A 13,492-nucleotide genomic window follows, 5' to 3' on the forward strand; every position below is an offset into this window, starting at 1 on the left:
CTGCATCGCGCAGGCCGTGGCGACGCGGGCGCCGCGGCGGCTGGTGGTGTCCGGCGGCGTGGTCGTGGCCCGCGATGGCCGCGACGCAGGCCCGCAGGGCTGATCTTCCGCGCTCAGCCCAGGCCGAGCTGGGTCTCGGCCATTTCCACGAACGCCTGCATCAGCGCCGAGCGCACGCCGGAGCGCAGCCAGATCGCGCCCACGGTGCGCACCGGGCAGGGCGGCGGCAGCGGCCAGCGCCTGACGGGGGCGGACGGCTCCCCCGTGGTCGCCCAATCGGGCAGCAGCGCTACGCCCAATCCTTCCGATACCAGCTTGGCGATGGAGTCGATGCCATCGAGCTCGAAGCGCACCTGCGGCCGCAGGCTGCGCGCACGCAGATAGTCATCGGCCATCTTGCCGCCCACCACGCTGCGGTCATAGCAGATGTAGGGTTCGCGGGCGAGGACCGCCAGCGGATCGCGCACCTTCATGCCGGCCGGCGTGACCAGCACCAGGGGCTCTTGCCGCAGGTCACGCCACGCGCAGGTCTTGGGGATGGTGAACAGCGGATGCACCAGCAGCGCCCCGTCCAGTTCACCCGACAGCACCTTGCCGTAGAGCAGGGTGGTGGGCGCGGGTTCTATATAGATTTCGATGTGGGGGTGGCGTGCGGTCCAGGTGCGCAGCACCGGAGGCATGATGCCGGTCAGCGCGGTAGGGGTGGCGCCCAGGCGCAGCGGCCCGGCGGGCAGCTCAGTGTCGGACGCGGCGGAACGCAGGTCGCGCACGTCGCGCAGGATGGCGCGGGCGCGCTCGAGAATCCGCATGCCCGCCTGCGTGGGTTTCACGGTGCGGCCGGAGCGCGCGATCAAGGCGCTGCCCATGTCCGCTTCCAGCGCGCGTAGGCGCTGCTGCACCGTGGCGGGCGTCAGCCCCTGGTGGCGCGCGGCCTGGGCGATGGAGCCCAACTCCACCACGTGCACATAGGTTTGCAGAAAGCGCGAATCCACGGGCCTTGGCCTCCCTAAAAGATGTTTTTTCCATATTCTAAAGATGGATGAAGATAATTGTTGTTTTCTTTGACCGCGGCAAGAATACGGTCAGAGCGTTGAGGCCACGCACGCTGCGGCGGCCCCGCCCGACCATCCCGATTACCAAGGAGCCAGTTGTGCCCATCATTGAATCCATAGACGTGTGCGCCGCCGCGGTGCCGCTGGACAAGGTCACCTCGTTTTCGAACCGCAGCGTGTCGACGCGCCACTACGGCCTGGTCAAAGTCCGTTCCACCGATGGCGTGGAAGGCATCGGCTTCTGCTACGTGGGCAGCGCCGGCGGCGCCATCTTCGAGGCCGCGGTACAGAACCTGTTGGGACCGGTGCTGCTGGGCAAGGACTCCCATGCCATCGAAGGCCTGTGGCAGACGATGTACCAGGAAGCCCTGCTGCAGGGCCGGCAAGGCACCGTGATGCGGGCGCTGAGCGCCCTGGACATCGCGTTGTGGGACCTGAATGCCAAGACCGTCGGCCTGCCGTTGCACAAGTTCCTGGGCGCGGTCGAACTGGAAACCGTGCCGGCCTACGCCAGCGGCGGCTATTACCTGGACGGCAAGACGCCCCAGCACCTGGGCGAGGAAATGGCGAGCTATGTGGACAAGGGCTTCCGCGCCGTGAAGATGAAGACCGGCCGCCTGTCCCCGGCCGAGGAAGAGGCGCGCCTGAAGGCGGCGCGCGAGGCCATCGGACCCGACGTCGAACTGATGATGGACTGCAACAACGCCTGGCAGGACGTGACCCAGGCCATGCAGTACATTCGCCGCTTCGAACAGTACGATCCGTACTTCATCGAAGAACCCTTCGGCCCCGACGACATCGACAGCCATGCCAAGCTGGCGCGCCTGACGCGCCTGCCCATCGCCACCGCCGAGATCGGCTATGGCCGTTGGTATCACAAGGAACTGCTGGACAAGGGCGCGGCCGGCATCCTGCAGACCGACGCCGCCGTCTGCGGCGGCATCACCGAATGGAAGCGCATCGCCGCCACCGCCGCCAGCTACGGCGTCGTGGTCTGCCCGCACTGGTTCCATGACGTGCACGCGCCGCTGGTCGCCGCGACGCCGAATGCGCGCTATGTCGAATTCTTCTGGGACGACCAGGTGCTGAATTTCCGCAGGCTGGTGGATCGCCAACTGACGCATAAGCAGGGGCGCGTGGTGCTGCACCAGGAACCGGGCCTGGGCTTTGGCTTCGACGAGCGCATGGTCGAACGCTACGGCAAGTGGAGCCGCGTCGGCAAATAATGGCGGGACCTCGTCCGGCCGGTATCGATGCCGGCTGGACGCGGCGAGTTGCGCAGGAGCGCCGCAGCCAGACCGCGCCAGAATGTCGGAAGCGGTGAACGCTGGCAGTGTTTCGATAACCAGTCGCCGGCCATCGGACCGGCGCGCGAGGAGACAGCAATGCAACGTAGGCAATTCATGACCGGCGCCGCGGCGCTGGGGGCCGCGCTGGTCCTGCCGGCGGCGGCGCGAGCGCAAGACCTGCCGCAGGGGCCGGTCAAGATCGTGGTGGGATTTCCCGCGGGCGGCGGCACCGATGTGCTGGCGCGACTTTTGGGGCAGAAGCTGGGCGTGATGTGGAATATTCCCGTCATCGTCGAGAACCGCGCGGGCGCGGCTGGCATCATCGCCGCCGAGCAGGTGGCGCGTCAGCCCAACGACGGCAACACGCTGTTGATGGCGCATGTCAACAGCCATGGCATCGCGCCCGGCCTGCAGCCCAAGCTGGCCTACTCCGTGGAGCGCGACTTCACGCCCATCGCGCTGGTCGGCAAGACGCCCACCATCCTGATGGGCGGCGCTGCGCAGCCCGCCAAGACGCTGCCCGAGCTGGTCGCGCTGTGCAAGGCGCAGCCGGGCAAGATCGTGTTCGGTTCGGCCGGCAGCGGCTCGGCGCAACACCTGGCGCTGGAAATCTTCAAGGCCCGTGCCGGCATCGACGTGCTGCACGTGCCTTACAAGGGCTCGGCGCCCTTGATGAACGACCTGCTGGGTGGCCACGTGCAGTACTGCTTCGAAGGCATGACCACGGCCACGCCGCTGGTGCAGTCCGGCAAGGTGATCGCTCTGGCGCAGACCCTGCTGCAGCGCTCCAAGAGCCACCCCAATGTGCCGACCGTGGCCGAGCAGGGCTATCCCGGTTTCGAGGCCAGCATCTGGTTCGGCATGGTCGGTCCGGGCAAGATGCCCGCCGCCATGGTCCAGCGCATGAACCAGGACATCGACCGCGTCCTGGCGATGGCCGACGTGCAAGAAAAGCTGGCGCAGGTGGGTGCGGAGGACGGCGGCGGCAGCGTCCAGCGCTTTGCCGATTTCATGAAGCAGGAGCAGCAGAAGTACGCCCAGACCATCCGCGACGCGAAGATCGTGGCTGAAGGCTGAGGCGCCGCCGGCGGGCGGAAATTGATGGAGACACTAGCCCCCCAAAAAGTGTAAAAAGATATAACCTCGCCAGCCGGCGATCCCTGGGGACGGCCTCGATGCCGCGCAAGTTAGTAATCGGCATCGCCATCGCTCTCGCCGCCGCCGCTGCGCTGCTGCCCATCGGCTTCGCGCTGCACATGTCCTGGTCCCGCGCCGTCGCGGGCGAGCAGCGCTACCTGGACGACCAGGCCCAGCGCATCCTGACGGAAACCCAGGACCTGCTGGACCAGACCGTGGCCACGCTGCGCGACTTGGACGAACTGGCATTCGATCCCTGTTCACCGCAGCACATTCGCCACATGCGGGCCCTGGCCCTGCGGGACCGGGCGGTTGACGACCTGGCCTATGTGGCGGGCGGAATTGTCCAGTGCACCACTTGGGGCGTGCCCAGCTACGAAGAGCCGCTGGTTCCGGCACAGGTCGAACTGGCCAACGGCGCGCGCTTGCTGCTGGACGCGGTGCCCGTCCTGAGTCCCGGCATCCGGATGGTGGCCGTGCGCCACGGCGATTACAGCGCTTTGTTCGAACCGGGACGGTTTACCGAAAAAGCGGCTACGGACGGCGCCCAGCTCGCCGTGGTGCTGCCTGGCGTGGGCATGCTCGGAACCCGCAATGATCCCGATCTCGTGCTGGTGTCGCAGGCGCTCAACGGCGGCAAGCTGGACATCAACGAAGCCTATTTGAGCGCCGTCGCCCGCAATGCGGACCTGGCCGTCGTCCTGCTTGAACCGCAAACCGAAGCGCTGGACATGCTGCCGCGCGAGCGCCTGTTCTGGCTGCCCATTGGAGCGCTGGTCGCGGCCGTCATGATCGCGCTTGTGGTGTGGCTGTCGCGCCGGCGCCTGTCGATCGCGGGCGAACTGGCCGCCGGCATCAGGCGCAGGGAGTTCGTCGTGCACTACCAGCCCATCATCGATCTGCGCACCGGCCGCTGCATCGGCGCGGAGGCGCTGGTCCGATGGATAAGGCGCAGCGGCAAGACGCTGAGGCCCGACCTGTTCATCTCCATCGCCGAGGACAACGGCTTGATGACGCGCATTACCGAAGAGGTGTTCCGTCTGGTGATCCGGGACATGGAGGATCTGCTCGGCGAAGACCGCGGGGCGCACATCTCCGTCAACCTGAGCGCCAGCGACCTGAAGGACGGGCGGGCGCTGCGGGTGCTGCAGCGCATGCTCGAAGGCACGGCCATCGATCCCCGGCAGATCTGGCTGGAAGCCACCGAACGCGGCTTCATGGACGTGGACAAGGCCTGCAGCGTCATCGAGCAGGCGCGGGCGCAAGGCCACGCCGTGGCCATCGACGACTTCGGCACGGGCTACTCCAGCCTGTCCTATCTCCAACGGTTGCCGCTGGACTCCCTGAAGATCGACAAGTCCTTCGTCGACACCATCGGCACCGATTCCGCCACCCACAAGGTGACCGACCACATCATCGACATGGCAAAGTCGCTGAACCTGCTGACCGTGGCCGAAGGCATCGAGCGCCAGGAGCAGGAAGATCACTTGAAAGCGCGCGAGGTGGACTTCGGCCAGGGCTGGCTGTACGGCAGGCCCATGCCGGCGCCGGAGTTCGTCGCCTACTACAAGAAAAACGTGGCCAGCACGCCACCGCCCAGCCGGCTGCCCGACGCGCGGGCGTGAGGCTGGGGCTAGATGCCGCCGCGGCTCCCGAAAAGACAGGTTCAGAATCGTTGCGAGATGCCGAAGGCGATGATCCTGTTACTGGCGCCCTTCTCCAGCGGATAGCTGGAGCCCTTTTCCGTGTCAAAGTTGGCGGCGATGCCAAAGGCGGACCCGGGACTGTTCCGGAACCCTCCCGCTCGCGTGTAGACACTGACCCGCTTGGACAACTGGTAGTCGTAACCGAGCATGCCGCCAAGCGCACTCTCCGATTTGCCGTTGATGAGTCGATAGAACAGCACGGCACGAAACATATGCGAACCCTGACGTATCAATGCGCCGAGTGACATCATCTGAGCGGGAAATGTGCCAGGCGCATTGGAGCGGATCTGACCGTACCCAATGGAGGTTTGCAGCGCGCCCATCGTGTAGGCCGCACTGACGGCCATCACGTCGGTACGGGGGAGGAATTCCAGCGGGCCTGCAGGCCCCACCGGCCACGTCGGCCACGCCGGCCGCAGCGCACTGTAGGATCCGCTCAACGTCCACGGACCGCGCTGGTAGATCGCCTGGGCGCCCGCATAGCCATCGACGAACGGGCTGCTGCTCTTTCTATCGCTATCGCTATTCGCCACGCTCAGCCCCCCGCGATACCGCGGGGCGTACAGCACACTGAGGACCAGCCCGTTCATTGAGGGCGTCTGGTAGGAAATCGCATCGTTCACCCGCGACGGCAATGGTGCCACTCCGAACCCGAGTTCGCCCACAAGCTTGGGGCCCGTCGCTATTGGCGAAAACTGTTGAACAAAGAAGAACGGGTCTGCCGTAATCGATAACGCCAGAGGAACTTGCCTGCCCAGCTTGAGCGTCCCCCAGGAATCTGAACTGACAGCAATGTTTGCCTCCCGGTTGTATATGGTCGTAGGATGCAGATGCCTGCCGTTCGTCGTCATTATGTCGCCTTCCAGACGAAAATCGACCCGCACCCCATTGCCCAGGTCTTCGACGGCCCTGATACCCCAGGACGAATCGGAGGCGCCCCCGCTGCCCATCCGGACGGACGACCTTCCCCCATTGCGCCCGTACATCATGTATGTATCGAGTCCGCCATACAACTGCACCGTAGTCGCCATAGAATCCGCCCAAGGCGAACACGACAGGGCCACGATTCCGCACAGGCGCAATTGGCAGAACAAACGCCGGGGTTTGACGGCGCCTGCTCGAGCGCTGATGGCGCAGCGGGCCATCGCGCCGGCAAACACCCTCGCCAGCGAGGCAAGAGAGGCTATCGGAGAGAAGATGACGCCGGCTACGGCGACAAGCAGAGGTCCGGGCGCACCTGGCGCCGACATGTCTTCACAGGCGGGAGCCCGATGTGTTGCTGAATCTTGTCGAGGCAACTTGCCCCCCTGTTGAATCGCTACATCCTGGCGCACGAGTGTCTCCCCGAGGTTTGTTGTGGTCAGCCATATCGACAACGCCTGCAACGGCCCTCCTCCACCTTCTGCCGCCCATCAAGCTGCCGTGGCCCTGCTGTTTAAGAATATGAATTCTGATTCTATTATTAAAAAATGGACGGCCCAGGAACAATGCGAGGTTTCCCGTAGTCGGGAGGGGGGCGCAATGCGGATCCGCGTTGCAAGTCAGAGGAAAATCGTCGCCCCCCGCTTCGCGCTCGCGTCAGGCAGCCGGCTGGGCGGCGACGTGGTGGTCACGTTTTCTTGTAATAGGCAATGAATTCAGGTGCGGTATGGGCTTGCCATACAGTCAGCCCTGGCCGACATCCACCTCGCGCGCTCGTCCACGTCCATGAAGCCGCGTTCGGTGCTTCCAGCCAGATCTGCCGGAGATCGATGGGGGGGCTTTCTAGCATGCGCCGCAGCACCCGCAGCGCCCGCCATCCTTGAGGTCGCTGGCGCTCAGGTTGAGGGAGAACTTGCCCGTGCTCCTCGCCGGGCACGTTCTCCATGTCCCGGATCACAATGCGGACCTCTTCTCATGTCGCGCTGCCCCTGAATACGGGAAACCTCGCATTGTTCGAGGGCCGTTTGTTTTTGAATAATAGAATCAGAATTCATATTCTAAATAGTGAGCCACAGTAGCTTGATGGGCGGCGAAAGGTGGAGGAGGGCCGTTCCAGGCGTTGTCGATTTAGTTGGCCACAACAAACCTCAGGAGACATTAGTGGGCCAAGAAGTCGCTATTCATCAGGGCAAGCCGCCGGGCCGGCCAGGTTCGTCAACGCCGCTGGATTCGGGCTGTATCGCTCCGCCGGCGCGCGCTGCATCTGGATCTCTGTTCTTTACCGCGACAGCTTCTCTTGCGGCATGGGCAATGACATGCGTTGCCGCCATCGGCCGCCGCGCCCAGCCGCGTTCCGCTCGGACTCCGCGCCGGCTCTTTCGATTGGGCGCGGGCGCCATAGCCGTGCTGTCGTCCGCACCCTGGGGCGACTCCATGGCGGCGACGGTGCAGCTCTATGGTCTTATCGATACCTTCGTGATGTACGCCCGCAACGATGGCGACTCTAACCTCAGGATGGGTAGCGACAGCGGCAGGCTCCCCGCCAATTTGTCCGCCAGCGATTCATTCTGGGGCCTTCTGGGGGTTGAAGACTTGGGAGGTGGGGTGCGCGTCCAATTCCGTCTGGAAGGCGGCATGCGCATGAATAACGGCACGCAGCGTTATACAGGCGCTCTCCGGCCCGACGGTTCGCGGAGCGCCGGCACGCTCTTTAATCGCGAGGCAAACATCGCCGTCAGTTCGGCATCCTGGGGCACGCTCAAGGTGGGCAAGCAGTTTCCGGCGGTGGTGTCCCATACCGCCGATCCGTTCTTCTTTTCTGAAGCGTTCTCACCGGCGGCCTCGGCTTCTCAAATGGTGATGGATCTCGGGCCGGGCGCCGCAAGGATACAGGTGCGGGTCGACGACGCCATTTCATATCAGACGCCGTCGATGAACGGGTTGGTCATCCACGCGCTATATGCCCCGCAGCAGCGCAGGAAGCTGTTCGCGATGAATGGAGATAGCGCCAACCAGCCTACCGAGGGCGATACCGGCGTCCTGGCGACCTACACCAGCGGCCAGTGGGTGCTGGGCGGTTCCTACAATGCGTTGCGGTCGGAGTCGTTGCACGGATCATTCCGTACCGATCTGTTCGTCGCCAGCACGACCTATACGACGGGCGCGCTGCAATCCTCCATCGTGTACACCCTGATGCGGCCCAAGGCGCCGGGTACTATTTCCGCGCAGATTGTGGCCTTGAACTCCTTATGGCAGCAGGGCGCGCACGTGTTACGCGGCTCGCTGCTCTACCGGGCGCTCAATGGCCGATCGGACCACACGATAGGCGGCTTGCTCGGCTATGACTACGAACTGTCGAAGCGGTCCAGCGTCTACACGCGCGCAGGGGGGTTCAAGAACACTTCCAGGGCCTTCTATGGACTCGGCGCCAGCTTGCCAACGGGAATGGGCGTCAGCTCCACTGTTCTCGCGCTCGGCATCATGCACCGGTTCTGACACCGGCCGGCAGGACTTGCCGGACCTTTTGCGCGGCAGCGCCTAGCGCGCCTGCGGCTCCACCCAGCCCGCCGTGGCCGAGATGGAGCGGGCTTTTTCGCTGAGCAGCCGCGCGGTATCGGATTGCAGATTGTCGTCGATGGCGCCCACCGGCCCCATCAGCGTGATGGCCGCCTTCATCTCGCCCAGCATGTCGAAGATGGGCGCCGACAGCGACGTGAAGTGCGGCAGCAGCGCGTCGCGGCAGCGGCTGAGGTGGTGCTTGAGCACTTCCTCGCGGATGGCCTGCACGTCCTTCTGGGTGTAGGACCTGCCGGCCGCGCCATATCCGTCTGCGCCGGCCGCGGCCAGTTCCTGTTCCAGCAGTTCGCGTGTGCTGGCTTCCGGCAAGTGGGCCAGGAAGTTGCGGCCTAGCGCGGACGACAGCAGCGGCAGGACGCTGCCCACGCGCAGTTCCAGCAGAGGGCGGCTGCGGGCGCCTTCGACGCGGTAGACGATGGTCGGGCCCTTGTTGCCCCACACGCCCAGGAACACGGTGTGGCCGGTGATCGCGGCCACTTCGGCCATGATGGGCCGGGCGGTGGTGAACACGTCGAACTGTTCCAGGGCCGCCAGGCCCAGCCGCAAGGCATAGGGCCCAAGGCCGTAGTGGCCGGTATCCGCATGCTGCTGCACCACGCCCACCTTCTGGAAACTGACCAGGTAGTAGTGGACGTTGGGCACGGTCAATTCACAGGCGTCGGCGATTTCCTTCAGGGGCAGGGGGCGGCCGGCCTTGCGGATGACGTCCAGGATCCTGAACCCAACTTCGATCGACTGGATGCCCCTGCGCGCAGCGGCTGGCGCCTGTTCCGCGTTTTTCTCTACCTTGCCGGCGGGCCTTGCCATTGCTGCCTCCACTGATTTTCTGGCGGGAGTGTAGCAGTGGGGCGCGCCGTTTCCGCCTAGGGGAAGCGGCCATCGCGCCGGGTTTTCCCTAGTTTTTCACGCCCTGGTTTAAGTTTGATAATAGTTAATGAATACAGCATTATCAATCTAAAGCGATTGGGGAAAGCAGGCATGGAAGCGAATGTGGCAATGCAGCGGATCGACGCGGGGCCGACGCTCAGCAGGAAAGAGGAACGCCAGGTGGTGGTGGCCTCTACCCTGGGCACCTTGTTCGAGTGGTACGACTTTTTCATCTACGGGACCCTGGCTGTCTTCATGAGCCAGGTGCTGTTCCCGCAGGACAACCCCACCGTGGCGCTGCTGGCCGCGCTGGGCGCGCTGGCGGTGGGCTTCATCATCCGGCCGCTGGGCGCGGTGATGTTCGGCTACCTGGGCGACAAGCTGGGCCGCAAGTACACCTTCCTGATCACGGTGGTGATGATGGGTGGCGCGACCGTGCTGATCGGCTGCCTGCCCACCTATGAATCGGCGGGCCACCTGTCCTGGATCCTGCTGCTGACCTTGCGCGTGGTGCAGGGGCTGGCAGTGGGCGGCGAATACGGCGGCGCGGTCATCTATGTGGCTGAGCACTGCGAACCCAAGCGCCGCGGGCTGTTGACGGGCTGGATCCAGATCACCTCGTCGGCCGGCCTGATCCTGTCCCTGATCGTGATCCTGTGCACGCAAGCCGCGATGAGCGCCGAGGATTTCCGGCAATGGGGCTGGCGCCTGCCGTTCATCCTGTCGATCGTGATGCTGGCGATTTCGATCTACGTGCGCGCCAAGCTGCACGAATCGCCCGTGTTCACGCGCATGAAGCAGCAGAACCGCCTGTCCAAGAACCCGGTCAAGGAAACCTTCGGTCAATGGTCCAGCCTGAGGCTGGTGCTGCTGGCGCTGATCGGCGTTACCGCCGGCCAGGGCGCGACCTATTTCACCGGCCAGTTCTACGTCATGATCTTCCTGCAGCAGGCGGTGCAGTTGGACCAGACCAGCGTCTACACGCTGATCCTGATCGGCTTCATCATCGGCGCGCCGACCTTCGTGCTGTTCGGCTGGCTGTCGGACCGCATCGGCCGCAAGTGGATCATGATGGTCGGCCTGTTCGTCGCCGCCCTTGGCTATCACTCCATGTTCGAGGTGTTGCTCAAGGCTGGCAACCCGGTCCTGGCGCAAGCCATGCAGACCACCCCGGTGCGCGTGCATGCCGACACCAGCGGCGGCGCTTGCGACTTCGGATTGCAGGCGGCCATGATAGGCAGCCATGCCGACCACAAGAAGGTCTGCGTGCAGGCCAAGAAATTCCTGGTGGGCAAGGGCATCAACTTCGAGTACGCCGCGCCGCTGCCTGGCCAGAGCATCGCCATGAGCGTGGGCGGCACGACCATCAACGGCTTTGATCGCGTCGCCTACACCAGCGCGCTGACTGCCGCGGGCTATCCGGAACGGGCCGATCCCGCGCGCGTCGACCGCACGACCATCATCCTGATCCTGGTGCTGATGACCGCTGTCGTCGCCATGGTCTATGGCCCGGTGGCGTCCTATCTGGTCGAACTGTTCCCGGCCCGCATCCGCTATACGGCGCTATCCTTCCCGTACCACATCGGCGCCGGCATCTTCGGCGGCATCGTGCCCTTTACCGCCACCTACCTGGCCCAGGCCAGCGGCAATATATTCGGCGGTTTGATGTATCCGGTCGTCGTGACCGCGGTGGTCGGCGTCATCGGCAGCCTGTTCCTGCCGAACACCCGTGCCCGCGCCATCGACGAAGACCCCGCGCACTAAGAAAAAAGGAGAGACATGTCCATGCAACAGAGCTTCAAGGCTGCCGTCATCCAGGCGGCGTCCATCCCGACCGACAGCGTCGCCTGCGCCCAAAAGGCGGCATCCCTGATCCGCCAGGCGGCGGAGCAGGGCGCACGGGTGCTGGTGTTCCCCGAGGCCTTCCTGGGCGGCTATCCCAAGGGCAACTCCTTCGGCGCGCCCATCGGCATGCGCAAGCCCGAAGGCCGTGACGCCTTCGCCAGCTATCACCGCCAGGCCATCCGGCTGGACGGCGAGGAAGTCGCGCTGGTGGCCCAGGCCGCGGCCGATACCGACAGCTTCGTGGTCATGGGCTGCATCGAGGCCGACGGCGGCACGCTGTATTGCACCGTGCTGTACTTCAACGGCCGCGAAGGGCTGGCGGGCAAGCACCGCAAGCTCATGCCCACCGCCGGCGAACGCCTGATCTGGGGCTTCGGCGACGGCTCCACCATGCCCGTCTTCGACACCCCCTACGGCAAGATCGGCGCCGTCATCTGCTGGGAAAACTACATGCCCATGCTGCGCATGTACATGTACAGCCAGGGCGTGGCGCTGTATTGCGCGCCGACCGCCGACGACCGCGATTCCTGGATTCCCAGCATGCGCCACATCGCGCTGGAAGGCCGCTGCTATGTGCTAACGGCTTGCCAGCACCTGCGCCGCGACGCCTATCCCGACGACTTCGAATGTGCGCTGGGCGACGCGCCCGACACCGTGCTGATGCGCGGCGGCAGCGCCATCATCGACCCGCTGGGCGAAGTGCTGGCCGGTCCGGATTTCTCCGCCGAGACCATTCTGTACGCGGACATCAATCCGAATCAGATCCTGCGCGGCAAGTACGACTTCGACGTCTCCGGCCACTACGCCCGTCCGGACGTGTTCCAGCTACAGGTCGACACGCGCGAAAAGCGCGCCGTCTCGGCGCTGAACGGCGGCCAGCAGCAGGAGGCTTGAGTCATGCATTTTGATTTCAGCGCCTTGCCGACGCAGACGGTCTACAACGTGCTGACCTCGACCGTCACGCCGCGCCCGATCGCGTGGCTCACCACGATTTCCGGCAAAGGCGTAGTCAACGCAGCTCCTTTCAGCTTCTTCAATGTCATGGGGCCTCAGCCGCCGACGGTCGCCATTGGCCTGATGCGCCATGCCAGCGGCGAACTGAAGGATTCCGGCGCCAACATCATCGAGAACGGCGAGTTTGTGGTGAACCTGGTGCCAGAGTCGCTGGTCGCGCAGATGAATCAGACCTGCGCAGATTACCCGGCGGACGTGGACGAACTGGCAGCGGCTGGCCTGACCGCGCTGCCGGCAACCCATGTGCGTCCCCCGCTGATCAAAGGCTCCCCGGTGTCGCTGGAATGCGTCAGCCAAGCGACCATCGTGACCGGCCCGCGGCAGCTCGTGGTCATCGGCCGGGTGCTGGGAGCGCATGTCGATGATGCCTACGTGCAGGACGCCGAGCGCGGCTACATGGATACGCCGGCCATGGGACTGATCGCGCGCATGCACGGCGGCGGCTGGTACGCGCGCAGCACGGACCTATTCCAGCTGGCGCGGCCGACGGCGCCGTTGTGATAGTCAGGCGGGGGCGGTCTGCGCACTTGCCATCCCCAAGATTGCCAAAGCTAGGGCGGCCGTGCGCAGCGCGTATGAATAAGACATTTGACTCTCTAGATCCGATGAAAACCAGCATTCGCCGGCCTCGCATTTGTCTAGTGCGCGGTTGCGGATTGCGGCACGTGCTGGCCGTGCCTTCTGCTGTTGGATTCTAGGAAGGTCTCTAGCCTGCGGCTTGCCATATGGTGCCAAAGTGACATGGGTCCATATCTGGCGATGGGGCGCTGTCGGCCCATTCCGATGCTCGCCCGGTGGGGCTGCGCTTCGGATCCCTCTGCCCGGCCCCCGGCTCACGGCACTGCTCATGAACGGGGGCCGAAACCAACGCATTAGGCGACTGCCAGCCGAGGACCCCGGAGCCATCCGAAGCGCAGCCCCACCGGGGCGAGCATCGGAATGGCGCAGGGCAGCCTCGGCGGCTTAAGAACTCTGGCATCCGCAAGCTCGAAGCCCTGCCGCCCCGCACTTCGGTTTTGTGAGGCAGGGTTCTTGAGTCGCCGGCGTCCGGACTGCGGGATTCCGATGCTCGCCCCGGTGGGGC

At 64.8% G+C, this 13,492-nt stretch carries 10 protein-coding genes; 7 read left to right on the forward strand and 3 right to left on the reverse strand.

All coding sequences use genetic code 11. From position 1 onward, the window contains the following. Positions 1-113 precede the first annotated feature (113 nt). Positions 114-992: a LysR family transcriptional regulator gene (locus WBB14_RS10145; protein WP_424239711.1), complete on the reverse strand. Its 879-nt coding sequence runs from the start codon at positions 990-992 to the stop codon at positions 114-116. A gap of 158 nt (positions 993-1,150) precedes the next feature. Between WBB14_RS10145 and WBB14_RS10150 the strand changes: the two genes are divergently transcribed. From WBB14_RS10150 to WBB14_RS10160, 3 genes are all read left to right on the forward strand, one after another. Next, positions 1,151-2,278, forward strand: a complete 1,128-nt coding sequence (locus WBB14_RS10150; RefSeq protein ID WP_424239712.1) for a mandelate racemase/muconate lactonizing enzyme family protein — start codon at positions 1,151-1,153, stop codon at positions 2,276-2,278. 159 nt (positions 2,279-2,437) lie between these two features. After that, complete coding sequence (locus WBB14_RS10155; RefSeq protein ID WP_013391917.1) at positions 2,438-3,418, forward strand: Bug family tripartite tricarboxylate transporter substrate binding protein; 981 nt, start codon at positions 2,438-2,440, stop codon at positions 3,416-3,418. A 98-nt stretch (positions 3,419-3,516) separates the two neighbouring features. Further along, positions 3,517-5,103: an EAL domain-containing protein gene (locus WBB14_RS10160; RefSeq protein ID WP_424239713.1), complete on the forward strand. Its 1,587-nt coding sequence runs from the start codon at positions 3,517-3,519 to the stop codon at positions 5,101-5,103. Positions 5,104-5,144: 41 nt separating this feature from the next. Here the strand turns inward: WBB14_RS10160 and WBB14_RS10165 are convergent, their stop codons facing one another. Next, positions 5,145-6,434: a porin gene (locus tag WBB14_RS10165; protein WP_424239718.1), complete on the reverse strand. Its 1,290-nt coding sequence runs from the start codon at positions 6,432-6,434 to the stop codon at positions 5,145-5,147. A gap of 832 nt (positions 6,435-7,266) precedes the next feature. On the opposite strand from WBB14_RS10165, the gene WBB14_RS10170 reads away from it, so the two are divergent. Beyond that, the gene (locus WBB14_RS10170; protein ID WP_424239714.1) at positions 7,267-8,601 is read left to right on the forward strand and encodes a porin; all 1,335 of its coding nucleotides are present in this window, start codon (positions 7,267-7,269) and stop codon (positions 8,599-8,601) included. Positions 8,602-8,643: 42 nt separating this feature from the next. On the opposite strand, the gene WBB14_RS10175 is transcribed toward WBB14_RS10170, so the two are convergent. Beyond that, positions 8,644-9,489 (reverse strand): IclR family transcriptional regulator, encoded by an 846-nt coding sequence (locus WBB14_RS10175; RefSeq protein ID WP_424239715.1) that lies wholly within the window; start codon positions 9,487-9,489, stop codon positions 8,644-8,646. 171 nt (positions 9,490-9,660) lie between these two features. Between WBB14_RS10175 and WBB14_RS10180 the strand changes: the two genes are divergently transcribed. Genes WBB14_RS10180 through WBB14_RS10190 form a run of 3 tightly spaced genes read left to right on the forward strand, consistent with a single transcriptional unit; the run spans position 9,661 to position 12,909 of the window. Then, on the forward strand, positions 9,661-11,313 hold the full coding sequence (locus WBB14_RS10180) for an MFS transporter (RefSeq protein ID WP_424239716.1): 1,653 nt from the start codon (positions 9,661-9,663) through the stop codon (positions 11,311-11,313). A gap of 15 nt (positions 11,314-11,328) precedes the next feature. Beyond that, complete coding sequence (locus tag WBB14_RS10185; RefSeq protein ID WP_424239717.1) at positions 11,329-12,288, forward strand: carbon-nitrogen hydrolase family protein; 960 nt, start codon at positions 11,329-11,331, stop codon at positions 12,286-12,288. Positions 12,289-12,291: 3 nt separating this feature from the next. After that, positions 12,292-12,909: a flavin reductase family protein gene (locus tag WBB14_RS10190; protein ID WP_042796637.1), complete on the forward strand. Its 618-nt coding sequence runs from the start codon at positions 12,292-12,294 to the stop codon at positions 12,907-12,909. Positions 12,910-13,492 lie beyond the last annotated feature (583 nt).

Source organism: Achromobacter sp. (assembly GCF_049647645.1).
Lineage (GTDB): Bacteria > Pseudomonadota > Gammaproteobacteria > Burkholderiales > Burkholderiaceae_B > Achromobacter.